This is a genomic window from Phytohabitans rumicis (genome assembly GCF_011764445.1).
Lineage (GTDB): Bacteria > Actinomycetota > Actinomycetes > Mycobacteriales > Micromonosporaceae > Phytohabitans > Phytohabitans rumicis.
Genome location: NZ_BLPG01000001.1, coordinates 785199 through 810246, shown reverse-complemented (window position 1 = coordinate 810246; position 25048 = coordinate 785199). Strand labels below are relative to the sequence as shown.

At 70.7% G+C, this 25048-nt stretch carries 21 protein-coding genes; 4 read left to right on the top strand and 17 right to left on the bottom strand.

Annotated elements, in window-relative coordinates; all coding sequences use genetic code 11:
- Together Prum_RS54380 and Prum_RS03450 are read right to left on the bottom strand one after the other, a co-directional pair.
- Positions 1 to 150 (bottom strand): hypothetical protein, encoded by a 150-nt coding sequence (locus Prum_RS54380; RefSeq protein WP_218577845.1) that lies wholly within the window; start codon positions 148 to 150, stop codon positions 1 to 3.
- Complete coding sequence (locus Prum_RS03450) at positions 147 to 803, bottom strand: maleylpyruvate isomerase family mycothiol-dependent enzyme (protein ID WP_218576991.1); 657 nt, start codon at positions 801 to 803, stop codon at positions 147 to 149. Before Prum_RS03450 ends, Prum_RS54380 begins: the two co-directional genes overlap by 4 nt.
- A 133-nt stretch (positions 804 to 936) precedes the next feature.
- Here Prum_RS03450 and Prum_RS54375 point away from each other — a divergent pair, with 133 nt between their 5' ends.
- Together Prum_RS54375 and Prum_RS54370 are read left to right on the top strand one after the other, a co-directional pair.
- Entirely contained in the window at positions 937 to 1326 is a 390-nt protein-coding gene (locus tag Prum_RS54375) for an aldo/keto reductase (protein ID WP_308785327.1), read from the top strand.
- Entirely contained in the window at positions 1266 to 1796 is a 531-nt protein-coding gene (locus Prum_RS54370; protein WP_308785425.1) for an aldo/keto reductase, read from the top strand. Before Prum_RS54375 ends, Prum_RS54370 begins: the two co-directional genes overlap by 61 nt.
- A gap of 526 nt (positions 1797 to 2322) precedes the next feature.
- On the opposite strand, the gene Prum_RS03440 is transcribed toward Prum_RS54370, so the two are convergent.
- From Prum_RS03440 to Prum_RS03390, 12 genes are all read right to left on the bottom strand, one after another.
- On the bottom strand, positions 2323 to 3030 hold the full coding sequence (locus Prum_RS03440) for an alpha/beta fold hydrolase (protein WP_173073878.1): 708 nt from the start codon (positions 3028 to 3030) through the stop codon (positions 2323 to 2325).
- A 17-nt stretch (positions 3031 to 3047) separates the two neighbouring features.
- A complete protein-coding gene (locus Prum_RS03435) occupies positions 3048 to 3836 on the bottom strand; it encodes an oxidoreductase (RefSeq protein WP_173073876.1) in 789 nt (262 codons plus the stop codon).
- 20 nt (positions 3837 to 3856) lie between these two features.
- Positions 3857 to 4690, bottom strand: a complete 834-nt coding sequence (locus tag Prum_RS03430; RefSeq protein WP_173073874.1) for an alpha/beta fold hydrolase — start codon at positions 4688 to 4690, stop codon at positions 3857 to 3859.
- A 32-nt stretch (positions 4691 to 4722) separates the two neighbouring features.
- Entirely contained in the window at positions 4723 to 5520 is a 798-nt protein-coding gene (locus Prum_RS03425; protein ID WP_173073872.1) for an alpha/beta hydrolase, read from the bottom strand.
- An 11-nt stretch (positions 5521 to 5531) separates the two neighbouring features.
- Positions 5532 to 6290 carry an alpha/beta fold hydrolase gene (locus Prum_RS03420; RefSeq protein WP_173073870.1) on the bottom strand — a complete coding sequence of 253 codons (759 nt, stop codon included), beginning with the start codon at positions 6288 to 6290 and terminating at the stop codon, positions 5532 to 5534.
- 53 nt (positions 6291 to 6343) lie between these two features.
- Positions 6344 to 9085: a helix-turn-helix transcriptional regulator gene (locus tag Prum_RS03415; RefSeq protein WP_173073868.1), complete on the bottom strand. Its 2742-nt coding sequence runs from the start codon at positions 9083 to 9085 to the stop codon at positions 6344 to 6346.
- Between the two features lie 25 nt (positions 9086 to 9110).
- Positions 9111 to 9710, bottom strand: coding sequence for a TetR/AcrR family transcriptional regulator (locus Prum_RS03410; protein ID WP_173073866.1), 600 nt, complete (start codon positions 9708 to 9710; stop codon positions 9111 to 9113).
- 26 nt (positions 9711 to 9736) lie between these two features.
- Complete coding sequence (locus tag Prum_RS03405) at positions 9737 to 10801, bottom strand: hypothetical protein (RefSeq protein WP_173073864.1); 1065 nt, start codon at positions 10799 to 10801, stop codon at positions 9737 to 9739.
- Positions 10798 to 11496, bottom strand: a complete 699-nt coding sequence (locus tag Prum_RS49165; protein WP_218576990.1) for a hypothetical protein — start codon at positions 11494 to 11496, stop codon at positions 10798 to 10800. Before Prum_RS49165 ends, Prum_RS03405 begins: the two co-directional genes overlap by 4 nt.
- Complete coding sequence (locus Prum_RS49160; RefSeq protein WP_218576989.1) at positions 11391 to 12260, bottom strand: NAD(P)/FAD-dependent oxidoreductase; 870 nt, start codon at positions 12258 to 12260, stop codon at positions 11391 to 11393. The genes Prum_RS49165 and Prum_RS49160 overlap by 106 nt, the downstream gene beginning before the upstream one ends.
- A gap of 229 nt (positions 12261 to 12489) precedes the next feature.
- Positions 12490 to 13173 (bottom strand): class I SAM-dependent methyltransferase, encoded by a 684-nt coding sequence (locus tag Prum_RS03395; protein WP_173073862.1) that lies wholly within the window; start codon positions 13171 to 13173, stop codon positions 12490 to 12492.
- The gene (locus tag Prum_RS03390; protein WP_173073860.1) at positions 13170 to 13988 is read right to left on the bottom strand and encodes a glycosyltransferase domain-containing protein; all 819 of its coding nucleotides are present in this window, start codon (positions 13986 to 13988) and stop codon (positions 13170 to 13172) included. The genes Prum_RS03395 and Prum_RS03390 overlap by 4 nt, the downstream gene beginning before the upstream one ends.
- A gap of 184 nt (positions 13989 to 14172) precedes the next feature.
- Between Prum_RS03390 and Prum_RS03385 the strand changes: the two genes are divergently transcribed.
- Entirely contained in the window at positions 14173 to 20649 is a 6477-nt protein-coding gene (locus Prum_RS03385) for a type I polyketide synthase (RefSeq protein ID WP_173073858.1), read from the top strand.
- Here Prum_RS03385 and Prum_RS03380 read toward each other — a convergent pair whose 3' ends face one another.
- Positions 20650 to 21981, bottom strand: a complete 1332-nt coding sequence (locus Prum_RS03380) for an NAD(P)/FAD-dependent oxidoreductase (RefSeq protein WP_173073856.1) — start codon at positions 21979 to 21981, stop codon at positions 20650 to 20652.
- A gap of 92 nt (positions 21982 to 22073) precedes the next feature.
- Here Prum_RS03380 and Prum_RS03375 point away from each other — a divergent pair, with 92 nt between their 5' ends.
- Positions 22074 to 23093, top strand: coding sequence for a methyltransferase (locus Prum_RS03375; RefSeq protein WP_173073854.1), 1020 nt, complete (start codon positions 22074 to 22076; stop codon positions 23091 to 23093).
- Positions 23094 to 23099: 6 nt separating this feature from the next.
- Here the strand turns inward: Prum_RS03375 and Prum_RS03370 are convergent, their stop codons facing one another.
- Positions 23100 to 24065, bottom strand: a complete 966-nt coding sequence (locus tag Prum_RS03370) for an alpha-ketoacid dehydrogenase subunit beta (protein WP_173073852.1) — start codon at positions 24063 to 24065, stop codon at positions 23100 to 23102.
- A complete protein-coding gene (locus Prum_RS03365; protein ID WP_173073850.1) occupies positions 24058 to 25044 on the bottom strand; it encodes a thiamine pyrophosphate-dependent dehydrogenase E1 component subunit alpha in 987 nt (328 codons plus the stop codon). The genes Prum_RS03370 and Prum_RS03365 overlap by 8 nt, the downstream gene beginning before the upstream one ends.
- Positions 25045 to 25048 lie beyond the last annotated feature (4 nt).

Below are 25048 nucleotides of genomic sequence, written 5' to 3'. Positions count from 1 at the left end.
TCAGTCGCTGTCATGGGCGGTGTTGTCGAGCCAGTGTTGGGCGAGGTCGGTGTCGCCGTTGACGCTGATGTCGGTGGCTTCGCGGTCGGTGAGAGGGAGTCGTCGGGTCAAGGTCAGCAGCAGCGATCGTGCCGGGCCGGCCACCGTCACATCGGCCTGCTGGGCTCCGGGCCGCCACGTTGCCCCGTCAGGCCGCCGTTCGACGAACCAGGCGCCCGTGTCGTCCGCGGTGTCGGTGGCCAGCCACTGCAGCGTCTGCCCGGTGCCCCGGATGGTGTTGGCGGACTCGGACCGCAGCATCTGCCACGTGGGGAGGTGAGCATCGCGAGGTGGTTGCTGATGAGCGCGGCTGCGATGTCGGGGTCGATGTCGGCCGGTCGGTCCGCCGCGTTGGCTGCGTCAAAGCCGTGGACGACCGTCTCGTTGAGGACGCTGGACATCCAGAATCGCGTCCCGGGCCGCCCGTCCCCCGCGGCGTTGAACACCGGCGCGTCGAGCGCGTCATCGGAGCACGCGCTCGCGACCCGCTGCGCGGACTGCGACAGCCACGCCTGCCACTCGCGGGGGTCGGTGGGGAGTACGGCCATCTGGGTGGGCAACTGCGTGGGGTCGGTGATGCGCCGTTCGATGATCTCCGCGACCCAGTGCTGGGTCTGGCCCACGTGCTCGACCAGGTCAGTGATGGTCCACTGCGGGGTTGTCGGCACGGCGGCGTCAGGTCCGGCCGCGGCGGCTGATTCCGCCAGACGTCGGGTGTGTTCGACGATCGCTCGCCGGGCCTGTTCCGCGTTCAGCTCTGTCATTGGATTGTCCTATCGGTAGGTCGTTGTGCTGTGTATGACTCGGCGTGCCGGTCAAACTCATCGGTGACCTGTGGATCGGCGCGGAGAGGCTCAACGGCGTCGCCGTCGTGCAACCGGTGTACGTTCGACGATCATGGCTAACCAACAGTGGTCGTTCGGCGGAGACCTGAGCGTCAACCGAGTCGGCTACGGAACCATGAAGCTCACCGGCTGGCCGAGAGGCGAGCGGCCCGACCAAGACACCGCCCTGGCGATCCTGCGCCGAGCCGTGGAGCTTGGCGTCAACCACCTCGACACGTCGAACTACTACGCGCGCGACGGCGTGGCCGCGAACGAGCTGATCCGTACCGCGTTGCACCCATATCCCGATGATCTGGTGATCGTGACAAAGGTCGGTGCGCTGGTCGAGGGTCACGACATCACGCGGCCCCCGCCGAGCAACGCGGCCTCACCCCCGAAGGTCTGCGCCGCGGCGTCGAGGCAAACCTGCGCTCACTCGGCGTGGACCAGCTCGACGTGGTGAACCTGCGCATGGGCGACCGTGGGCACACCGACACGCCGCTTGAAGCCGCGTTGGAAACCCTGATGTCCCTGCGCGCGGAGGGTCTTATCCGGCACCTGGGCGTCTCCAACGTCACCCAGACCCAGGTCGCCCGGGCGCGCGCCGTCGCCGACATCGTGTGCGTGCAGAACCTGTACAACATCGCGGCGCGCGACGACGACCCGCTCGTCGACACCTGCGCCCACGCCGGCATCGCCTACGTACCGTTCTTCCCCGTCGGCGGGTTCCAGCCGCTGACCGCCGAGCACCTAACCACAGTGGCCGGTCGGCTCGGCGCCACCGTGCCCCAAGTAGCGCTTGCCTGGTTGCTGGCCCGATCGCCCAACATCGTGCTCATCCCCGGGACCAGTTCGCTGGCACATCTGGAACAGAACATCGCAGCCGGCCAGCTACAGCTAACCGACGACGACCTCGCACAGCTCGGAGCATGAACAGTCCGCTCCCATGGATCTAGAGACCTTTCGGGGTCAGGTTCAGAGTCAGGATCGAGTTCTGAGCTACCGCGGCGCTCGTCGCGGTCCAGGCCGTCGCTCCCGCGGCCGCATCCTGCGCGGTCCACAACCAACAGAGACGGGCGATGCCCGCGCGGCGATGGGGTGTGGACCACGGAAAGATCCAATAGATGGACCTCACAGCCCGTGACACCTTCACAGGGCCGTCTCCCGGGCGGCGCTCGGCCGTTGTCATTGGGTCTTGTGCCGCAGGGCTGGCAGCGCTGGTCGGGGGTTTCGGCGAGCGCCAGCGAGCCGCCGACCTGCGCGGTGCCCGCGGGAGCATGCGGCCCGCAGGTGACGCGGGCCGGGGCATATCTGCTCGGACAAACCACAGACGCCGCCTGACCCCAAACCCAAAACGTCTCTAGACGAGAAATGGTTAGCTGCGAACCATTTCTCGTCTAGATCTAACTGCCAAGGGACAGGCTTGGGCTGCTCTGTCCGTCGTGGTGGGGCCGCTGGGTCAGTTCACGGCGGCGATCGCGGACGTGATCACCTCCGCGACCTCGCCGGGACGGGAGATGGTGATCGCGTGTGACGTGCCGGTGAGTTCCACCGTGGCCTTCGCACCGGCCCGTTCGGCCATCAGCCGGTGGGCCGCGACCGGGATGTTGCGGTCCGCGTCGCCGAAGACGAACCACGACGGCAGCGACCGCCACGCCGGCGGGCCGGCGTGCTCGCGCAGGGCGATGTCGCGCAGGGGACGCTGCGTGGCTGCGAGGACGGCTGCCTCAGCGGCGGGTACGTCCGCCGCGAACTGCTCGTGGAACCGGTCCTGCCGGATGTACAGCTCTACGGAACCGTCACCCAGCGGCACCGCATCCAGCGTGTCCCCCAGGGTGCTGCCCGGCAGGCGACCGCTCAGCTCGAAGATGCTCTCGCCCTCCAGCGGAGCGAACGCGGCAACGTACACCAGTGCCCGTACGTTGTCGTGCCCCGTCGCCGCGTTGCTGATCACCGCGCCGCCGTAGGAGTGCCCGACCAGCACGATCGGTCCGGGTATCGAGCCGAGCAGGCTGGAGACGGACGCGGCGTCGCCCGACAGGCTGCGCAGCGGGTTGGCGGCTGCGATCGTGCCGTGCCCGGCCTGCCGCAGCTCGCTGATCACGCCGCCCCAGCTCGATGATTCCGCGAATGCGCCGTGGACGAACACGACGGTGAGTTCCGACATGAATTGACTCCTCAGGTTTACAGCGTGGTGATGAGTCCGCCGTCGATGGTGATGTCGGCACCGGTGATGTTCCCGGCGCGGTCGCTGGCCAGCAGCAGTACGAGGTCGGCGACTTCCCGTGGTTGGGTGAACCGGCCGGTGACCGAGTCGGTGGCGGCGTGTTTGGCAACAGCTTGCGGGTCGCTGCCGGTGGCGAGGGCGACGGTTGCGGCGACGCCGCTCTCACCGAGCCACAGTGGAGTGCTTACCGGGCCGGGGCTGATGGTGTTGACCCGGATTCCGTGTGGACCGACCTCTTTGGACAGTGCTTTGGAGAAGTTGGCCAATGCCGCCTTGGCGGCGCTGTAGTCGATGACCAGCGGATCGGGCAGTGTCGCGTTGACCGAGGTGATGGTGATGATGGCGCCCGCGCCGCGGTCGAGCAGGTGCGGCAGCGCGGCGCGGGTGGTGCGTACGGCGGCGAGCAGGTTGATGTTCAGCGTGGTGTTCCAGTCGTCGTCGGTGACGGTCAGGAACCCGCCGGTGCGGGGGTGGACCGCGCCGACGTTGTTGACGAGTATGTCCAGGCCGCCGAATGCGGTGACGGCGGCGTCGATGAGCTGGGCCGGGCCCTGCGGGAGGGCCAGGTCCACCGGGACTGCCAGCACGGAGGCCGCCGCGGCGAGTTCGGACAGCTCAGCGGTGGGTTTGCGGGCGCCGGCGACCACGGCTGCTCCTTCGCCGGCGAGTGCTTCGACGATGGCGAGTCCGATCCCTTTGCTGGCGCCGGTGACGACCGCGACTTTGCCGGACAGGTGCGTGTCCACGACGGTTCCCCTTTTGTCGGTCAGTTCGTGGAGCGGGCGGCGGCGACGATGAGCCCTTCGACGGTGTCCGGCCGGGACAGTGGCGAGGCGTGCGACGCGCGCACCTTGACGAGGTGGCTACCGGCCCGCTGGGCCATGAACCGCTGGAGCGAGGGTGCGATGGCGTGGTCTTCGGTGCCGAGCAGGTACCAGCTGGGCAGGCTTTTCCAGGCCGGGATCCCGGAGGGCTCGAGCAGTGCGCTGAGCGTGATCGGTCGCTGCGCGGCGGCCAGGTTTGCCGCGGTGGCCGCGGGCAGGTCGCCGGCGAACACCTGCGGGAACACGGCGAGCTTGAGGTAGAGGTCGACGTCGCCGGTCGGAGCGCCGGGGTACTGAACGGCGTCGAACAGTGCGTTCGGATCCGCGCCACCGCCTTGCAGCCCGAGGATGGTTTCACCCTGGTCGGGGACGAAAGCGTCGATGTAGACCAGGGCCCGCACGTCGGGGTCGGCCAGGGCGGCGTTGGTGATGACCGCGCCGCCGTACGAGTGTCCAACCAGGACGACGGGGCCGGTGGTGCGCTGCTGGATGAACGCCGCGAGGTAGGCCGCGTCGCTGCCGAGCCCGCGCAGCGGGTTCGGTGGGGCGAGCACGGTGTAGCCGTCCTGCTGCAGGCGGCCGGTCACCTTGGCCCAGCTGGACGCGTCGGCCCACGCGCCGTGGACGAGCACGATCGTCGGTTTCGGCCGTGCCGATCCCGAGGTTGTCGCCACGGCGCTGGCCGACGCGAGGGTTGCCGGCGCCGCCAGGCAGATGACAGCCAGGACGGCGGCGGTGAGGAGGCGGGGCAACGTGACCCGCGACGGGTTGAACATGGCGTCTCCCGGTGGGTTCGATGGATCGGGCTTCACAGACTGTGCTTGTTCAGCCAGGACAGCGAGGCGTCGGCAACCTCGCGCCAGCCGTGGTCGATGGTCAGCGAGTGCGCCCGGTCAGGGAAGTCGATGAGGTCGGTCACCGCATCGGAGTGCCGGTACTGCTTGAGGGTGGCTCGGGTGACCGCCTCGGGCACGGTGTGGTCCCGGCCGCCCGTGATCAGCAGGAGTGGTCCGCGCTTCTCGTTGTCGGTGTCGACCTTGGCGGGCGAGTGCGGGTTGAAGTTGGCGGCGGCGGCCTCGAACAACGGCTTGCCGGGCGCGGGAATCGCCCATCGCTCGTACAGTTCCTGCGACTCTTGCTCGGAGATGGCGTTGCCGAACGCGTACCGGAACTGCTGCGCGGTCAATGACACGGCCTTGTGGAGGTTGGTCGGGTGCTTGAACACCGGTAGCGTCGCGCGCAGTGCCGACAACGGTAGCGGCAGCACACCCTTGATCTGGGCGGCGTCGATCGCCACCGCGGCCGCGGCGAGATCCTGGCCGAGCAGTTTCTGCGCGATCATGCCGCCGAAGGAATGCCCGACCAGGATCGGCTTGGTACCCGAATCGTTGATGATCTTCGCGTAGTGCGCGACGACGTCGTCGATGCCGTGGTCGGCGATGGCCTCCGGATGTGCGCGGGCTTCCTCGACGGTGTCCGGGTCGCCGGGCCAACCCGGCGCGGATGGTGCGTAGCCGGCCTGGCGGAACAGGTCCAGCCAGGGGGTCCAGGAGCTGGCGTGCAGCCAGAGCCCGTGGATGAAGATGACGGGGGTGGATGTGGTCATGATCGCCTCTCTCAGGTGGGGCGCACGTGCGACATGTGGGTGGTGGCGGCCATGCGGATGTGTTGGGCGACCTCGGCCGGCCGTGATCGGGCGATGGCGTGTGAGGCGTCGACCTCGATCGTCGTGGCGCCCGCCCGTCGCGCCATGAAGCGCTGGGCATCTGGGTGGATGGCCTGGTCGGCAGTGGCGACGACGAACCAGGACGGCAGCGTCCGCCAGGCGGCGGCCGCGACGCGTTCCTGGAACGCGGTTGCGGCGAGCGGGCGCTGCGCGACCGCCGCCACGGCGGTGGCTCGTTCGGGTACGTCGGCGGCGAATACCTCGCGGTATCCGTCGGCGGTCAGGTAGAGCTCGACCCCGGATTCGGCGTCTTCGGTGGGGAAGGTGGCTGGTCGCAGGGCCGACGCGAGTCGGGTGCTCGGGAAGTGGGCGGCGAGGTCCAGCAGGTTCTCGCCGGTGGCAGGGGCGTATGCGGCGACGTAGACGAGTCCGACGACGTTGTCGAGTCCGCATCCGGCCTGGGTGATCACGGCGCCGCCGTAGGCATGGCCGGCCAGTAGGACCGGCCCGTCGATCGCTCGGGCGACGCTGGCGAGGTAGGCGGCGTCGGTGGCGATGCCACGCAGCGGGTTCGCCGGTGCCAGGACACCATTACCCGTGGCGTGCAGGTCGGCGATGACCTCCGCCCAGATCGAGGCGTCCGCGAACCCGCCGTGCACGAGCAGCACGGTTGGGGTACTGCCATTGACGTACGCCCGCGACCGGTCCATGCACGCACCGTAGGCAACGCGGGCGCGGGTTCGCGTACGTCACATGACGGTGTTCATGCCGGCGACTGGAGGGCCACCCGCAGCCCGGACCGTGCGGTGATCCCGAGCTTGGGGAAGATCTTGTGCAGGTGCGAGCTGATCGTGCGGTGCGACAGGTACAGCTTCTGGCCGATCTCGCGGTTGGTCAGGCCCTCGGCGGCCATCTGGGCGATCTGCAACTCCTGCGGCGTGAGCTGGTCGCGGGCGTCCGGGATCCGGCGGCGGCTGGTTTCCCCGGAGGCTCGCAGCTCTTGGCGGGCCCGTTCGCCCCACGGGATGGTGCCCAACGCGTCGAACGTTTCCCGTGCCGCGCGTAGGTGTCCCCGGGACTCGGCGGATCGACGCTGGCGGCGCAGCCATCCGCCGTAGGCGAGTTGGACGCGGGCCCTGGTGAACGGCCACCGTGCCAGGTCCGCCCGCAGCGCGGCCTCGAACAATGCCTGCGCGTCGCGGTCGTCGGCCAGGAGGGCCTGGGCGTAGCGCAGGCCGGCGTGCAGCGCCGGCGACGGAGTCAGCTGCGCCACCGTCTCCATCTGGGTCACGATGGCCTCGACCGCGTCGCCGTACCCCGCGTGCACCGCGGCTTCGGCCAGATCTCCCACGGCGTAGCAGCGAAGCGCTGTGTGGTACGCGGGATCGGCGGGGTCGAACATCCGGCGCAACTGCTCGTACGCTTCGGCGTGGTGCCCATCGGCGAGCGCGGCCAGGCCCCGGGCGTGCTGCACCTGCGCCAGCACCGGCCGAGCGGCCACGGGCAGAGCGGCCTGCTCGGCCTCGGCGGCCAGCGCCGCGGCGCGGTCCAGGTCGCCGCGGACCGCGGCGAGCAGAGCCTGGGTCACCTGCGCCGTGGCCAGCATGATCGGCTGCATCGTCTCCCGGCTCAGCCGCGCGGCCTCCTCGGCAGCGGGAATCGCCACGCTCAGGTCTCCCACGTGCGCCGCACTCCACGCCTGCGACGCCAGGCACCGCGCCAGCAGGCCGAGCCGACCCTCCGACCGCAACTCACCGATCGCGGCGGCACAGAAGCCCACCGCGAGATCGAACGCGCCTACCAGCAGCGCCGCGTCGGCCCGGCGGGACGCGCGCCCGTGCCGGCTCGGATTGGCGGCCAGCCAGCGCAGGCGCTCGATGACCACCGCACCACGTTCGATCGGCGCGGCGAACGCGAGAATCGCCAGCAGCCGCCCGTCGTGCGCGTCGACCGGCAGCCGCTCGGCCGCCGACACGACCTCGTCCCGTACGACGCCACCGGGCTCCGTCCAGAAGCAGCGCAACGCCGCTCCCCACAGCAGCTTCAACGCCAGACCGGTGTCGCCCTCGGCCGCCGACCGCTCCGCGAGCTCGGTCAGCGACCGCACCCCCGCGACAACGTCGCCGATGCCGTCGTCGAACCGTTCCCGAATCCACACCATCCGGGAGCGTTGCCCCGCCGACAGCTCAACCGCCGCGCTCTGGCGTAGCAGGCCGGCGACCAGATCGGGCCGACCCAACTCGAACGCGAGCTCGGCCGCCCGGAGCAGCCGTTCGCCCTGCCGGACCGGATCCTCGCTCACCCGCGCCGCGCGTTCCAACGCCGCGACGGCCGCATCGACGCCGCCTCGGCGTCGTGCCCGCTCGGCAGCGGCCTCCAACTCGGACGCCACACCCTCGTCCGGCCCGGTCGTGGCGGCCGAACGATGCCATACTCGGCGGTCTGCGTCATCGGCCAGGACCTGCGCGAACGCGGCGTGGATCATGTGCCGCTGGCCGATGCTGGACCGTTGGACGACTGCCGAACGCATCAGCGGATGCCGAAACAGCACGCTCGCGTCGCCCACCTCGACAAGCCGCGCCTCGACCGCGGGGGTGAAGGCGTCGGCGGTGAGCGGCGCGTCGGCGACCAGGGCGGCGGCGGCCAGCGCCTCCGACAGGACGTCGCGGTCGTTGAGCGCCGTCACCAGGAGCAGCAGCCGGGTGGCCGTCGGCAGCTCGGACACGCGTGCGGCGAACGCCTGCTCCAAGCGCGTGGTCAGTGGCAACCATGCCGTCGACGCCACCCGGTCGTCGATGTGCCCGACGGCGGTCGGCAACTCGATGAGGGCGAGTGGGTTGCCGGCGGCCTCGCTCAGTATCCGTTCCCGCACCGCCGGCTGCAGTCCTGGAGCATGAATGTCCAAGAGCGTGGCCGCCGTAGGGTCGTCCAGCCGTCCCACGTTCAACTCCGGCAGCCCGGCACGGTCGAAGGCGCGCCGGAACCCGTCTCGTGTCGCCGCGAGCAGTACCACCGGCTCGAACTCGAGGCGCCGCGCGACGAACACGAGCACGTCGGCGCTGGGCCGGTCGAGCCAGTGCGCGTCCTCGACCAGCAGCAGGATCGGCGCACGCGTCGCCGCGTCGCCCAGCAGGTTCAACGTGGCCAACGCGATGAGGTACAGGTCCGGCGCGGGGGCATCAGCCCGACCGATGGCCGCCAACACCGCCGCACGCTGCGGACCCGGCAGGCGCTCAAGGTCGCCGAGCACCGGGCGCAGCAGCTGATACAGCCCCGCGAAGGGAACGTGGGTCTCCGACTCAACCCCGGCCGTCGCGAGGACCCGCCACCCGGCATCGGCCGCGAGCCGGCCCGCCTCGGACAACAATGCCGACTTGCCGATCCCCGCCGCACCACGCACCACAACCGCGCCACCACCGTCGCGGATGCGATCAACGCGATCGCCCAGAACCGCCAGTTCTGGCCCACGGCCGACCAACGGCGAAGCAGGACCGGCAGCCGACATGACCCACATCATCCACTGTGACTGGTCACCGACGCAGGGCCGGTCCGATCCAGCGCCGGACGAGGGCCCGCAATTGGTCGTCGGTGAGTGGCGGCGTCGAGGGGTATCGCAGGAACGAGATGAACAGTCGCATGAGGATCTCGGCGAGGCTCCGCAGGTCGGCGTCGGTGGTGACGCCGACCGCCGACCAGTTGACGGGCAGGTTGCCGAGGATCCGTGCGCCGAGGGAGAACGAGAGCGGTGAGGTGACTCCCGCAGTGAAGGAGTCGGTCTCGCCGGCCTGGAGGAGCAGGCCCATGTAGGGCTCCTGGGGGATGGTGCGCACGGCCCACACGACGGACTCCACGGCGGCTTCTTCCGGCGTCTCGAACGAGGCCAGGTGGTGCTCCATCCGTTCGGCGAACTCCTCGGCGCCGGCTTCTGCGACGGCGGTGAGGATGTCGGCCAGGCTGGGGAAGTAGCGGTAAACGGTCTGGCGGGTGACGCCGGCCTCGGTCGCGATGTCGGAGAGGCTGGTCTTGGCGAGCCCGAGCCGGTCGATGCACGCCGTCGCCGCCTCGACGATCCGGCGGCGTGCCTCGTTCTCGGTGCCGGGCGGGTTGCCCTGCCATCCGTGGTACCCCATGCGCCCATCTTCCCGAACGCGGCAGGTCAGACCGTGACCGGGGCGGTGCGCCGGTGCAGTGCGACGAGCAGCAGGCCGGCGGCGGCGAAGCAGGCGAGCGCGTAGGGCCCGCTGCCGATCGGCGTGCCGTCGCTGGTGACGCCGTTGTCCGCGGCGAGGTAGGCCGGGAGTGCGCTGAGCCAGATCACCGCCATCCCACCGAGGTAGACGGCGGGGTAGTACCGGGCGAAGGTCGACACGTCCGGGGTGCGGTCGGTGGACCGTAGGTAGGACACCATGATCCAGGTGCCCACGAGCCAGAGCAGGGTCAGTTCGATGCCGAGGACCCATGCCTGCGCGGTGCTGTTCCCCTTGAAGAAACTTGCGGGGATGCCGGCGATCGTCATGGTCGGCGGCGTCAGCACCCCGGCCACCAGGATGCTCGGCACAAGCGACCACCGGCGGGCCAGGCGCACGACGAGGTAGGTCATGGCGCCCATCGAGACCGAGGCGAACAGCAACATGCTGTTCATCGGCACCGACGCCAGCGCGGGGTGGTTGACGATGTCGTTGTCCATGTTCCAGGCCCACCACTTGAGCTGCGGACCGATGTGGTCGAATACCTCGTAGAAGACCTGGCAGGTGAAGGCGACGGCCACCGATCCGGTCAGCGCGCCGCGGCGGGCGAAGATCCCGAGCGACCGAACGAGCTCGTACGCGAGCTGGCTGAACGCCGGGTAGAACGCCACGATGTAGAGCGGCAACCGGTCCCACATGAACTGCACGGTGAACCGGTTGTGGGCGAAGATGAATCCGTAGAGTTGGTCGAGACCGAACCATTCCGGGAAGTACAGCGGCGGCTCGGTCACGAGGAGGTAGACCAGCGAGGCGAACCACAGCGCCAGGTTGGTCGGATCGCCGGCGCGGTGCCGCCGGATGGCGTGTACCAGTGCGAAGACCGCGCCGCCGATGATGATCACTTCGAGCAGCGGCATGGTCCAGTCGGCGAGCTCCCACGGGAAGCGGACCGAGACCACGGGGGAGACGTCGTGGCAGTCGAAGCCGAGCTCGCGGGTGACGGCCTCCGCGCCGGGCCCGCACTCGGCGCTCACCGCACCGCCGCTGCCGCGGTGGCCGATGAGTAGTCCGTGGCCGGTGGCTCGGCGTTGGGGTCGAACCCGAAGGGCACCCGGCGCCGCCCCAGCGCGGCGCGGATGCCGTGGCGCACGAGTCGCGCGAGCACACCCGGGTTGCCCAGCATGTCGCCGAGTGACTCGTCAAGGTTGAACACCTTGGCGAAGTGCGAGTCAATCACCGGGTCCTCGCGGGCGGCGCCGACGATGAAGCTGAACGCGGGATCGGACACGGCGGCGAGGACGCGACGGCGCCACTCGGACGGCTTCTCGGTGCCCACCGCGAACGCGTAGCCCTGGTCCCGCGCCATCGCCAGGCGCCACGGCACGCCGAGCAGCTTGCATTGTGCCGTGAGGAACCGCGAGAAGAATGTGGCGTCGAGTCGTTCGGCGCGGGCTTCGGCGCGGGCAAGGTGCTCGCGCAGCAGCAACGCGGACAGCGACGCGGAGCTGATGCCCTGGGCGTAGAACGGGTTGAACGCACAGATCGAGTCGCCGACGAACGCCAGCCCCGTGGGCGGCGTCGCCCACCGGTCGTAGCGCCGCCAGACGTTGCCGGTCGACCGCGTCAGATGGACCTCCGAGGTAGGCGTGCACCGATCCATCGCGGCCGCGAACAGCGGCGCCCGTACCCGGCGGGCCGATTCGACGAACGTGTCGTCGGTACGCGGCATGGCGTGCCCCACGACCCCATGCATGCGATGACGCGGTTGCCCTCGATCGGGAAGAAGTTCACCAGGAACTCGTGCTCGGCCGGGTGCTCGCCCTTGTCCCGGGTCGGCATGATCACGAGGTGCTGCCACCACCAACTCGGCGGTCGCTGTGCGGGTAGCTCGTACCAGCGCGAGGTGTACGTGACCTTGGCGTCAAGGGTCTGTGATTCGAGCGCGGGCCAGCCCGCCGCCACCAGCCAACTGCTGACCGGGGAGCCACGCCCCATCGCGTCCACCACGAAGTCGGCGTCAAGGTGCTCGTCACCGATGGACGTGGTGAGGTCAACCCCGGTGACTGTGCCGTCCCGGGTACTCAGCCCGGTCACGCGGACACCCTCGCGGATGGTCACGTTGGCAAGCCCTCGGACTTTGTCGCGCAACACCCGCTCGATGAGGATGCGCGAGCTGTAGATCATCGTCATCGCGCTGCTCTTACGCGCCGACCAGCCCGCCCCGTCAAGGTAGGCGGCATCCATCGACGGCATCAGGTGCAGCCCACCCCCCGCGACGAGCTCGTCCTCGAACCCGGGGAACAGCTCCCCGATCGCACGCCGCCCCGAGTTCAACAAGAAGTGCGGATGCTTGCTCTGCGGCACACCACGCCGGTGCTCGGCGTCCGCGGGAAGCTCATCACGCTCCAGCACCAGCACCTGGCTGAAGTACGGGGCGAGCGCGCCAGCCGCACAGAGACCAGCAGCACTCCCACCCAGGACGACGGCAGTCATGCCGAGCTTCATCGCTCACCACCCCCCAGGTCATTCATACAGATCGACAGCAAATGTATGAATGAAACACCGCGGGTGTCAAGGATCGGTCCTGACGGAGGGCAGATTTGCCCCGGTCCGCGTCAGCTGCGGACCGCATGCTCCCGCGGGCACCGCGCAGGTCGGCGGCTCGCTAGCGCTCGCCGAAACCCCCGACCAGCGCTGCCAGCCCCGCGGCACAAGACCTTGCTCAGACGGTAAATGCCGCTCCAGGCCGGCCGATGCCAATTCGGCCATTAGCGACGCGACGTTCGAACGTGACGTCGAGCTCGCGTTCCCAACACTCCATGATGTCCTGCTCACCGCGCCGGTCGATGTCGTCGAGGACGATGGCGTAGTCGTCGGCGAGCATTGACGCGAAGAACGGGCCGGCGGGATACCGAGAGTGTCCGCGTCCGGCCTGGTAGGCGGGCGGCCCGTCGACGACGAGTAGATCAATGGACTGGCCCGCGGTCATCTCCTTGAGACGACTCTGTTCGTACCAGGTCGCCTCCTCGTCCGGCCATCTTGACTGAATGGGCGTCAGGGGAGCGCGCACCACGGTTACGACGTCGCCCAGGCCCTCGCTGGTCAGCTCCTGATCGACGAGATCCGCCCAGCGCTCGTCATGCTCGACGGTCCAGATATGCCCACCACGCCGCCGCAGCAGGCGGCCGATATAGAAGGTCGAGACACCGCTGCCCAGTTCGACGACAAATCGGCGCCGGTTGACGAATATCTCATTGAGCACCGCGACGACTCCGCTCGGCCGCATGGCGCTCGCGCTCCACGGTAGGTAGGTCGACGACAGCGGAGCCAATGCCTGCATGGCCAGCAGGTCATTGCGCTCGAGCGTGGTGCGATAGCGACCTTCGTAGTTCGACTGTCCGTTCATTGCCGCAACACCCCAACCAGCCAGGAGGGTAGCTGTCCTTCATCGAGCAGGTCCAGCACCACCGCCTTCGTCAAGGAGGCAGCGAAATGAACCTGAGCGGCGCCGCTTGGTGACTGCAGCCGCGCCTGAAGTCTCGCGTGCTCCCGTCGATAGCTGGCAGCCTGCTTGCCACGGGCGCGAAAGTCGCTTGTCCAGCGTGTTAGCTCGCAGAAGTTGGCCACCGCCGGCGCGAAGTTTTCGAACAGGACCGCGCCGTTGTCGAGTCCGACGGTATCCGACTCGAGGAGATGGACGAGCGTCCAGTAATATTGGTCGCTGAATCTGAACAATTTGTCCGTGTCGTAGTCATGCGTCCGCAGGTGCCTGAGGAGTGGGAACTGCTCGCTCGGGGGCTCCGGATACTTTGCACAGAGCGCCAGGATGTCGCCAGCGAGTCCGATGAAGCCGCCGCTGTTGAGATAGGGATAGGGGCGGACGGGCGGGTCTTTCTGGAGGGCGAGGCCAAGGTTGCCGAGCGGCCAGCTGTTGGGTTCGGCGCTGAATACGACACGGTGGGAAAAGCTCGCATGTACCTTTCGGATGTACTCCTCTCCCCGGATGAACAGCGTATCGTATGCATCGGTGAACATAACCAGCTCGTCAGGTGCGCACCGGGCGAGGTGGTCCGTCAGGATTGCCAGCTTGTCCCTGGGTCTGAATCCCTTCTTGTTTGCTTGTATGACAACCAGATTGAGTCCCATCGCGTCGCAGGACGGAACCAACAATCTCCTGAGGAAGGGATGCTCGAGGTCGGTAGCAATTGTTACAACCTTCATATCCGGCGTCCAATCGCATGGCGGCTCGTGACCGGGTGTCAAGCTACCCATCAATGGCGGTCGTTGTCGAGAAGCACCACCCGTCCTGGCCTGTCGCAAGAGCTGTTGTCGAGCCGTCCTCTAGCAGCGGCCGGAAGACTCAGGCCGGAGCCATCACACGACGCCGACATGAGAGGCGAGGCGGATGACCAGACGGGGCAGGTCGGCACAGTCGAAGGTCTGGACACCGACCGGGACACCGGTTGCGGTGGTGGGCATCGGCTGCCGTTTCCCGGGCGCCAACGGGTTGGCGCAGTTCTGGCAACTGCTCAGCGGTGGCGGTGACGCGATCACCGAGGTGCCGGCCAGCCGGTATGACATCGATGCGTACCACGATCCGCGGCCGGGTACGCCGAACCGGATCGTCAGCCGCGGCGGCGGCTTCCTCGACCAGATCGACGAGTTCGACGCCGGCTTCTTCGGGGTGGCGCCGCGGGAGGCGGAGCGCATGGACCCCCAGCAGCGCCTGCTGCTGGAGACCGCGGCCGAGGCGATGGCCGACGCCGGGATGACCCGCGAACGACTGTCCACAGTGCGCAGCGGCGTCTACATCGGCGGCATGTCCTCCGCGTACGGGAACATGCTGAACGATGCCGGGGTGCTGGACCTGCACGCGGCGGCCGGCGGCGCGCGCAGCTTCCTGTCCGGCCGGGTGTCCTTCGCCTTCGACCTGCGCGGGCCCAGCGTGTCGGTGGACTGCGCGTGCTCCTCCAGCCTGGCGGCGCTGCACCTGGCGTTCCAGAGCGTGCGGAACGGGGAGACCGAGCTGGCGCTGGCCGGCGGCGTGAACCTGGTCATCTCGCCCGTGGAGACCATCCCGTTCTCGGCGGCCAACATGCTCGCGGCCGATGGCCGATGCAAGTTCGGCAGCGCCCACGGTGACGGTTTCGTGCGCAGCGAGGGCGTCGCGGTGCTGGTGCTCAAGCCGCTGGACCGGGCCGAGGCGGACGGTGACGCGATCCACGCCGTGATCCACGGGTCCGCGGTCGGCAACGACGGCCAGTCCGGCGGGTACCTGCTCACGCCGTCCCAGTCGGGTCAGGAGGAGACGCTGCGCGCGGCGTACGCCGACGCGGGCGTACCGGCCGGGCAGGTGGACTACGTCGAGGCGCACGGCACCGGCACCGCGGCCGGTGACCCGGTGGAGCTCGGCGCCCTGGGCGCGGTGCTCGGCGAAGGCCGGACCGCGCAGTCTCCATGCCTGGTCGGCTCGGTCAAGTCGAACATCGGTCATACCGAGGCGACCGCCGGGCTGGCCGGGTTCATCAAGGCGGTACTCGCGCTCCAGCACCGGCAGATCCCGCCGAGCCTGCACGCCGCGGAGCTGAGCGACGCGGTCGACTGGGACGGGCTGCGAATGCGGCTGGTGCGCGAGAGCACCCCGTGGCCGCAGACCGACCGGCCGGGTCTCGCCGGGGTCAGCTCGTTCGGCATCTCCGGCACCAACGCGCACGTGGTACTCGGCGAATACCAGCCGGCCGCGACGACCGCGCCTGCCCCCGCCGGCGGGGATGAGGCGCAGCTCCTGGTGCTGTCCGCGTACACCCAGGAGGCGCTCGCCGCGCTCGCCGCCAGGTACGCGCAGTTCCTGGAGCCGGGCGGCGCCGGGCGGAAACTGCCGTTGCGCGACGTGTGCTTCAGCGCGGCCACCCGGCGGGATCACCACGAGAGCCGGCTGACCGCGGTCGGTGCGTCGCCGGACGAGCTGGCCGAGCGGCTGCGGGCGTACGCGGCCGGTGAGTCCCGGCCGCGGCTGGGCGCCACCGCGGCCGCGCCGGTAGAGGACGGCCGGCCACGCGTCGTCTTCGTCTTCCCCGGACAGGGCTCCCAGTGGGACGGCATGGGCCGCGAGCTGCTGGCCAGCTCGCCGGTGTTCCGCGAGGTGCTCACCCGCTGCGACGAGGTGATCCGGTCCGAGGTGGGCTGGTCGCTGCTGGACGGGCTGACCGGGGCGGCGGACGCCCCGGCGTCGATCGACACGATCCAGCCGACCCTGTGGGCGATGCAGACCGCGCTCTGCGCGGTGCTGCGGGATTGGGGCATCGAGCCGGACCACGTGGTGGGGCACAGCATGGGTGAGGTGGCCGCGGCGTGCGCCTCCGGGGCGCTCAGCCTCGCCGACGCGGGCGCGGTCATCTGCCGGCGCAGCCGGCTGCTGAAGACCGTCGCCGGACAGGGCGCCATGTACTCGGTGGAGCTGTCCGTCGCCGACGCGCAGGCCGCGCTGGCCGGCCACGAGCACCTGGTGTCCGTGGCGGTGAGCAACAGCCCCACCTCGACGGTCATCTCCGGCGACCCGCAGGCGCTGGCCACCATCGTCAAGGGCCTGGACGAACGCGGGGTGTTCTGCCGGCAGGTGAAGGTGGACGTCGCCTCGCACAGCCCGCAGATGGACCAGCTGCGCGAGGACCTGCTGGCCAGCCTCGGTGAGGTGGCCCCGCGGGCCGGGCGGATCCCGCTGTACTCCACTGTGGACGACGCGTCGTGTGACGGTTCCGGGTTGGACGCGGCCTACTGGGTGCGCAACCTGCGCGAGCCGGTGCGGTTCGGCGCCGCGGTGGCACGCCTGGCCGGGCAGGGCGAGACGGTGTTCGTGGAGATCAGCCCGCACCCGATCCTGTTGCCGGCCATCCGGGAAGCCCTGGCGCAGACCGACGGCACCGCCGTCGGGTGCCTGCGCCGGGATGAGCCGGAGCGTGCCAATCTGCTGGACACCGTCGGCGCGTTGCACCGGGCCGGGTATCCGGTCGACTGGCACCGGGTGTTCGGCGAGCCGACGCCCCGGTATGTGCGGCTGCCGTCCTATCCCTGGCAGCGCCAGCGATACTGGTTCGTCGCGCCGCCGGCCGCCCGCGCCGCGACCGAGCGGCCGGCCCGGCATCGCGTGGAGCGGGTCGTCGACCTGGCCCGCGAGCGGTACCTGCTCGACCACCAGGTGCAGGGCACCGTGGTCATGCCCGGCACGGCGTACGTGGAGATGGTGCACGGCGCCGCTCGTGAGCTCTGCGGCGGGCACGTGCCTTCGCTGCGCGACATCCGGTACGTCGACGCGCTGTTCCTGCGGCCGGACCATCCGGCGCCCGCACTGTCCACAGTGTTCACGTCGAGCGGGCCGGATAGCTGGGACTTCGAGGTGACCAGCGAGGAGGCGGTGCACGTCACCGGGACGGTGACCCGGACCTCGCCTCCCGAGGAGCGCCGGCTGCCGCTGGACACGATCCGGGCGGCGTGCCCCGGCCACAGCGCCGGCGCCGATTTCTACCGCCGCTTCGCCGCGCGGGGCAACGAGTGGCGCGGCACGTTCCAGGGCATCGCGGAGCTCTGGGTGGGTGACGGCCAGGCGCTGGGCCGCATCCAGGTGCCGGCCGGCGTCGATCCGACCGGGTACACCTGCCACCCGGCGCTGCTCGACGCGTGCGGGCAGGTGCTCGCGTCGCTGATCCCGGCGCAGGACCGGTCGTCCGCGTTCGTCCTCGGCAGCGTCGACGAGGTGTCGATCCACCCGAGCCCGGGTACGCCCGCCTGGGCGCACGCGGTCCCGGTCACCGCCTGGCGGTCCGACTCGTTCTGCGGCGACCTGGTAGTGTCCGATGTGGACGGACGGGTGATCGTCGAGATCAAGGGCCTGCGCCTGCAGTACCTGCAGCCGCCGGACTCGGTGCGCGACCCCGACGGCTGGTTCCACGAGCTGCGCTGGCAGCCGCTGCCGGCGCTCCCCGTCGTGGCGAGGACGGGCGGCCGCCGGCTGGTCTTCGCCGACCGGTCCGGCGTCGGCGCCGCGCTGGACGCCGAGGTACGGGTCTTCGCGGGCACCGGTTACCAGCGGCTGGCGCCCGGCCAGTACGAGATCGACCCGACCGCGCCGGCGGAGTACCGGCGGCTGCTCGCCGATGTCCGGGCCGAGTTCGACGGCCTGGCGCCGACCGAGGTCGTGCACCTCTGGGCGCTGGACGCGGACCAGCCCGACACCTCCGCCCTGGCAGAGCGGCTGGCCGAGGACGCCGAACGCCTCGGCTGCGCCAGCGTCCTGCGCCTGCTGCGGGCGCTCGCCGACGCCGGCCTGCCCGAGCCGCCCCGGCTGTCGCTGGTGACCAGGGGAGCGTACCGGGTGCTGGACACGGACCGGACGGTGTCGATGTCGCAGGGCGCCATCTGGGGCCTGGGCCGGGTGATCGCACACGAGCACCGGGAGCTGCGCTGCGCCCTGGTCGACCTGGATCCGGCCGGGTCACCGGCCGAGCTCGCCACCGCGTTGGGCCAGGAGCTGGCCGGCGCCGGCCCGGAGGACCAACTGGCCCCGCGTGGCGGCCAGCGGTACGCCGCGCGTCTGCTGCAAAGCTCCGTCGGTGCCGGCCAGCCGGCCGGCGCCGAAATTGCCCATCAGGTGCAGGCCACCACGCCCGGGACGCTGGACGGGATGCGTCTGGAGCCGGTGCCGCGGCGCGCGCCGGGACCGGGCGAGGTGGAGGTGCGTGCCGACTACCTCGCGCTGAACTACCGCGACGTGCTGGTGTCCATGGACTGGTATCCGAGCATGCCCGGCCGGCCCGCGATGATTCTCGGTGAGTGCGCCGGGACGGTCACCCGGGTCGGCCCGGGCGTGGCCGGGCTACGGCCCGGCGACGAGGTGGTGGCGATCTCGCTGGAGGCGCCCGCGGCGACCTACATGTGCCTCAACGCGCACCTGGTGCGCCGGCGCCCGGCCAGGCTCACGGCACAGGAGGCGGCCAGCGTGCCGGTCGGCCTGGTCACCGCGTACCAGTCGCTGATTCACCTGGCTCAGCTGCGGCCCGGCGAGCGGGTGTTGATCCATCACGCCACCGGCGGGGTGGGCATGGCCGCGGTGCAACTGGCCCGCTGGCGCGGCGCCGAGGTGTATGCCACCGCAGGCAGCCCGGAGAAGCGCGCGATGCTGCGCATGATGGGTGTCGCACATGTGTCCGACTCGCGGAGCACCGAGTTCGCCGACGAGATCCGGGAAGCCACCCGGGGCGAGGGCGTGGACGTGGTGCTCAACACGCTGGCCGGGGAGGGTTTGCTCAAGAGTGTGGAGCTGCTGGCTGACCGGGGGCGGTATATCGAGCTGAGCCGGCGCGACCTGATCGAGGGGACCCAGCTGGACATGCGGCTGCTGGCGCGTGGCGCCTCGTTCTTCGTGGTCGACGTGGTGGACCTCGGGCTCAGCGACCCACGCCGGCTTGGCGCGCTCATGGACGAGACACTGGCCCTGGTACAGGCCGGCGTGCTCGAACCGCTGCCGCACCGGGTCTTTCCCGCCGCTGACCTGGTCGGCGCGTTCCGGCACATGGCCCAGGCCAGGCACATCGGCAAGGTACTGGTGTCCACTGTGGAGCTGACCGAGCCGAAGGAGGACGAGGCCCCGGCCCCGCACCGGCCGGTCCGGATCGATCCGGCCGCCGGCTACCTGGTCACCGGCGGGCTGGGCGACCTCGGCCGGGTGGTCACGGACTGGCTGGTCCGCGAGGGCGCCCGGCACATCGTGCTGACCGGGCGCACCCCGCTCGACCGGACCGGGGCGGCCGGCTGGCTGGCGGACCTGCGGCGGCACGGGGTGCGGGTGGCGTACGAGGCGGTCGACGTGGCCGACGAGGAGGCGATGCGGGCGGTCGTGCGGCACCACGGGCAGGATGGCGCGGCGATCCGGGGCGTGGTGCACACGGCCGGCGTGATCGAGTACAGTGCTCTGTCCGATCTGGACGATCAGGTACTGGCGGCGGTCCTGCGGCCGAAGGTCACCGGCGCGGCCGTGCTGCACCGGCTGTTCGCGGAGCGGCCGCTGGACTTCTTCGTGCTGTTCTCCTCCGGCTCGGCGGTGCTCAGCTCCCCGATGCTCGGCGCGTACGCGGCGGCGAACGCCGCTCTGGACGCGCTGGCCGACCAGCGCCGGCTGGCCGGGTTGACCGCGCTCAGCGTGAACTGGGGGTTCTGGTCGGTCGGCATGCCCGCCCGGGCCGGGCAACAGCAGGGCCGGGCGATCAACCCGACCGGGATGGACACGTTCAGCCCGCGGGAAGGCATCGAGGCGCTGCGCCTGCTGCTGGCCAGGGGCGCCACCCACGGCGTGGTGCTGCCCGCGGACTGGCCGCGGTGGGCCACCGCGCATCCGGACGCGGCCGCGTCGCCCCTGCTGCGTGGGCTGCTCGCCGGCCCCACCGCACCGGCGGTCTCGCCCGCCCCGATATCCCCGGTGCCCGCCGTTTCGTGGGCGCCGCCGACCTCGGCGCCCACGAGCCCGCCGCCGGTCGACAGCGCGGGTACCGGCAACGGACACGCCGACACCGTGGCGGTCGCGGGCAATGGGGTTACCGGCAACGGGGGTACGGGCAATGGGGTCGCGGGCACGCTGACCGATCAGGCCGCCGTGGAACGTTACCTCGCCCAGGTCCTCGCCGACGTGCTGGGCATGCCGTCGGCGCAGGTACACCTGCGGCGCCCGCTCAAGCGGCAGGGCCTCGACTCGCTGATGGCCGTCGAGGTCCGCACCCGGGTCCAGCGCGACCTGGGCATGATGCTGCCGATCGCGAAGATGCTCGGCGGCCACAGCGTCGCCGATCTGGCCGGCGAGGTGTTCAGCCAGTTGGGCGACCGTGGCGGCCGTTGATCAAAGGGCGGTGGCGCGCCGCAGCGCGGCGACCACGGTCCGGCACAGGATTCCCGGCCGGCGAAGGTGCTCCGGGCCGGCGGTCATGTTGACCACCTCCAGGAAGGCGCGGTGCACCACCTCGTCGGTGACGGTGGCCGAGAGCGTCGCCTCGAAGAGACCACGGCGGACCCGCCAGCCGAACGGCTTCGGGGCCTTGACGTGCGGCAGGTAGCAGTCCTGTTCCGCGGAGGTACGCCAGGCTTCGTCCACCATCCGGCGCACCTGCCGGAAGTACGGGTGGGCCGGGGCGTCCACGGCACCCGGTTCGCGCAGCCAGTCGGCGAGCGCGACGGCCTGCCGCGCGGCCACCGAGATGCCCTGCCCGTACGTCGGGTTGAACGACGCCACCGCGTCACCGATGGCAACCAGGCCAGCCGGAAACCGGTCGAGCCGGTCGAAGTCGCGCCGGACGCTTTCCGGGAAACGGTGCGCGTACACCTCGCTGGCCGGCTCGCAGGTGTCGGCCAGCTCCCGCAGCGGCGCTGCCGGGGTGGCCCGGCAGCGGTCGAGAAACTCGGCGAGATCGCGACCCGGACGGCGCTCGCCGTAGCCGCTGATCAGCGCCAGCCAGCGATCGCCCTCGATCGGCGCCAGTGAGCTGGGGCCGTCGTACGCCCGGCTGGGCGTGTACACCGAGAACGCCCCGGTGTGCCCGGCCAGACGCTGTCCGGGCGTGCGGCGGAACAAACAGGTCGCATAGCCGAGATCGAGGACCATCCGGCGCTTGGCCGGCGCCGGGTACCCGTGCCGGCCGAGCCAGTCGCCGAGCCGGCTGGACCGCCCGGTGGCGTCCACCACGAGGTCGGCCGCGTGGCGCACCGGCTCGACCGCGCCCGCCGGCCGGACCAGCGCGCCGTCGACCCGGCCGCCGGTCATGGTCAACCCGGTCGCCGTGCCGCGCACCAACGCCACCCCGGGCAGTGCGAGCACCCGGCGCTGGATGTGCCACTCGAGGAACGGGCGCGACACGCTGACCGCGCTGCCACCGCGCACCGGCGTCTTGGCTCGGCCGTCCAGCAGCCACTGCGCCCCGCCGGCGCCGCTGTTCAGCAGCTGGCCGCCCTCCCGGACCATCTGACGGACGATCCCGGGCAGCAGCTGCTCGATGGTCCGCCGGCCCAGCCCCAGCAGGTTGTGCGCCTGGCTGCCGTGCGGCGCGCCGCGCCGGATGGCCGGAGCGTCGCCGAGGACGTCCGGCTCGACGATCCATACCTCGTCGGCGTGGTCGGCGAGCACGCGCGCCGCGACCAAGCCGGCGATGCTGCCGCCGAGAACAAGGGCGGTCTTCATCGGCTCAACGCTATCGGGCCGGGCTCGGGATCGCCTTGAGCACAGCTACACATAGGACGCACGCTACGGCCACCGCCGGTACACTTGCGACGGTGAGCGAAAAGCGCGACTACCAACGGAAGCGGTTGCTCGGCATGCTGCGCGCCACCTGGGTCGCGCAGGCGTGCTCGGTGTTCACCATCCTCGGTCTGCCGGACCGGATCGCGGCGGGGGCGAACACGGCGGCCGAGCTGGCCGCCGTGGCAAACGTCGAGCCGGTGGCCCTGCGGCGGCTGCTCGGTGCGCTCGCCGAAGCCGGCATCCTGCGCGAGGCCGCCACCGGCCGGTACGAGCTGAGCCCGGTGGGCGAGTACCTTCGCTCGGACGTGCCCGGCTCGGTCCGCTCCACCGCGGTCCTGTACGGCGAAGAGGTCTACCGGTCGTTCGACGGGCTGCTGGAGACGGTACGTACCGGCCGGCCCAGCTTCAGCGAGCGCTTCGGGCTGCCGTTCTACGAGTACCTGGATGGGAATCCGGGCTTCGCCGCGACCTTCAACGCGGCGATGTCCGCCGCACCGGTGTCCCGGGCCCTCACCGCCGACCTGCTCGACGGCGCACGCACCATAGTGGACGTCGGTGGTGGCGACGGCGGGCTGCTCGCCGAGGCGCTGCGGCGAGACCCGGACCGGCGGGGCGTGCTGGCGGAGCTGCCGGAGGCCGCCGCGCAGGCACGCGAACGACTGGCCGAGGCCGGTGTGCTCGACCGGGTGCGGATCGTGGCGGGCAGCTTCTTCGACGAGGTGCCCGGCGGTGGTGACCTGTACGTGCTATGCCACGTGTTGCACAACTGGAACGACGCGAACGCCGGCCGGGTGCTGGCGCGGGTGCGCGCGGCGATGCCGGCCGGTGCCCGCCTGGCGGTGCTGGAGGAACTGCTTCCGTCCACCGCGCAACCGCTCACCGCGAGTGCGGGCGCCTGGGCGGCGCCCCGCACCCGGATCGTGGACCTGCTGATGCTGGTGCTGATGGAGGGCCGCGACCGCACCGCGGAGGAGTACACGAAGCTGTTGGTGGACAACGGCTTCGCGGTGAAGAGCATCACCCAGGATGCGATAGAAGCGGTGCCCGCCTGATCGCGCTCACTTCATGACTCGCCGGATGGCGGCGGCCAGCTGCTCCCGGTTGGGTTGCATGGCCAGGTCCAGTGCGGGCACGCCGCCGAGCACCGCGCCGTCCGGGCGGGTAATCCGCCTCGGCGGTGCGACCAGCCGCATCTCCTCGGCCGCGGTGGCGACAATCTCCGCCGCCATCCCGCAGGCCCGATTGCTGTCGTCCAGCACCACCAGCCGCCCGGTGCGCTCCACCGAGGCGGCCAGCCCCGGCCAGTCGAACGGGTGCAGCGTGCGGGGGTCGAACACCTCCACGGACACCTCATCGGCCAGGTCTTCGGCCACCGCCAGCGCGTCATGGACGAGGTGACCCACGGCCACCACGGTCACGTCGTCGCCCGCGCGGTGCACCCGACCCACGCCGAGCGGCACCGGCACCAGGTCCGCGAACGCCACGTCCTCCTGGACGCCGTGCGCCGCGGCCGGGGCGAACACCAGCACCGGATCATCGTCCCGGATGGCGCTGGTGAGCAGCCCGTACGCGTCCGTCGGTGTGGCCGGCAGGACGGCCTTTACTCCCATGTGGACAAACAGCGGGTACGGCTGGTCCGAGTGCTGGGCACCCCAGCCGGGCTTCCAGCCCGCAGCCGGCAGCAGGTAGGTCACCGGCACCCGGAACCGGCCGCCGCTCATCAGCGAGAACCTGCTGGCCTGGTTGACGATCTGCTCGAGCACGAGCATCAGCAGGAAGGGGATCTGGTACTCCACCACCGGCCGGCGACCGGTCAGGGCCGCGCCGGTGGCGAAGTTGGTGAAGCCCTGCTCGGACAGCGGCGTCTCGACCACGCGGTCCGGTCCGAACCTGGACAGCAAGCCGGTGGCCACATTGGTCAGTGCCAGGTTGATGTCCTCGCCCATCAGGAAGACCGCGGGGTCGCGTGCCATCTCATCGCGGAGCGCCAGGTTCATTGCCTTGAGGTAGTGCAGCCTAGGCATAGGAGACTCCTCCACGGGTACGCAGGCCGTCGGCGTACAGGTAGCGCAGGGGGTCGGTGGGATCCGGTGCCGGACTGTCCAGCGCGGACCGGACCGCCTCCTCGAGGGTCGCCTCGACCTCCGCGTCGATCAGCTCCCGATCCTCGGCCCGAACCCGTTCCCCCTGGATGCGCAGCGGGTCGCGCTCCCGCCACCGCTCCACCTCCGCCTTGTCCCGGTAGCGCAGGCGGGTCTTCAGCTCGAAGGTGTGGTGGCCCTCGTACCGGTACGTCAGCAGCTCCAGCACGCTCGGTCCGCCCCCGGTCCGGGCCCTGTGTACGGCCTGCCGCGCCGCTTCCCGGACCAGGACCGGGTCCTGTCCGTCCACGGTGGACGCCGGGATGCCGAAGCCCTCCGCCCGCCCGATGACAGAACCGGCGTTCCCCTCGCCCGCGGCGAGCGTGGTCGCGTACAAGTTGTTCTCGCACACCAACACCACGGGCACGCGCCACAGCGACGCGAGGTTGAACGACTCCAGCAGCGCACCCTGGTTGACCGCGCCGTCGCCGAAGAAGGCGACCGCGACCCTGTCTCCGCCCTCCTTCGCCAGCGCCCAGCCGACTCCGGTGGCGATCGCGGCACCGTGGCCAACGGTGGCGGTGGCGCCGTACACGCCGCTGTCGAGGTCGGCCGGGTGCAGCGACCCCCCGCCTCCGCGCCCGATGCCGGTTACCCGCCCGAGCAGCTCGGCCATCAGCCGCCCCGGGTCGCACCCCTTGGCCAGTAGGTGCCCATGCCCGCGATGGTTGGACAGCACGACATCGTCCTTCCGCAGCGCCGCGCATACGCCGGCGGCGGCCGCCTCCTGGCCGATGCAGGGATGGATGCCGGGGATGTCGCCGGAGCGCACGAGGTCGATGGCGTGCTCCTCGAAGCGGCGGATCAGCCGGATGGTCCGGTACAGCTGCGCGTGCCCGTCCTCGGTCGGGTTGCCTTCCACAGTG

Coding starts and splice junctions, on each gene's coding strand:
- Prum_RS03370 (WP_173073852.1), bottom strand. CDS start 24,065: ATGCCTAGGCTGCACTACCTCAAGGCAATGAACCTGGCGCTCCGCGAT.
- Prum_RS54375 (WP_308785327.1), top strand. CDS start 937: ATGGCTAACCAACAGTGGTCGTTCGGCGGAGACCTGAGCGTCAACCGA.
- Prum_RS03395 (WP_173073862.1), bottom strand. CDS start 13,173: ATGAACGGACAGTCGAACTACGAAGGTCGCTATCGCACCACGCTCGAG.
- Prum_RS03450 (WP_218576991.1), bottom strand. CDS start 803: ATGACAGAGCTGAACGCGGAACAGGCCCGGCGAGCGATCGTCGAACAC.
- Prum_RS03380 (WP_173073856.1), bottom strand. CDS start 21,981: ATGAAGACCGCCCTTGTTCTCGGCGGCAGCATCGCCGGCTTGGTCGCG.
- Prum_RS03385 (WP_173073858.1), top strand. CDS start 14,173: ATGACCAGACGGGGCAGGTCGGCACAGTCGAAGGTCTGGACACCGACC.
- Prum_RS03430 (WP_173073874.1), bottom strand. CDS start 4,690: ATGTTCAACCCGTCGCGGGTCACGTTGCCCCGCCTCCTCACCGCCGCC.
- Prum_RS49160 (WP_218576989.1), bottom strand. CDS start 12,260: ATGACTGCCGTCGTCCTGGGTGGGAGTGCTGCTGGTCTCTGTGCGGCT.
- Prum_RS03410 (WP_173073866.1), bottom strand. CDS start 9,710: ATGGGGTACCACGGATGGCAGGGCAACCCGCCCGGCACCGAGAACGAG.
- Prum_RS03390 (WP_173073860.1), bottom strand. CDS start 13,988: ATGAAGGTTGTAACAATTGCTACCGACCTCGAGCATCCCTTCCTCAGG.
- Prum_RS03415 (WP_173073868.1), bottom strand. CDS start 9,085: ATGTCGGCTGCCGGTCCTGCTTCGCCGTTGGTCGGCCGTGGGCCAGAA.
- Prum_RS03425 (WP_173073872.1), bottom strand. CDS start 5,520: ATGACCACATCCACCCCCGTCATCTTCATCCACGGGCTCTGGCTGCAC.
- Prum_RS03440 (WP_173073878.1), bottom strand. CDS start 3,030: ATGTCGGAACTCACCGTCGTGTTCGTCCACGGCGCATTCGCGGAATCA.
- Prum_RS49165 (WP_218576990.1), bottom strand. CDS start 11,496: ATGCCGCGTACCGACGACACGTTCGTCGAATCGGCCCGCCGGGTACGG.
- Prum_RS03420 (WP_173073870.1), bottom strand. CDS start 6,290: ATGGACCGGTCGCGGGCGTACGTCAATGGCAGTACCCCAACCGTGCTG.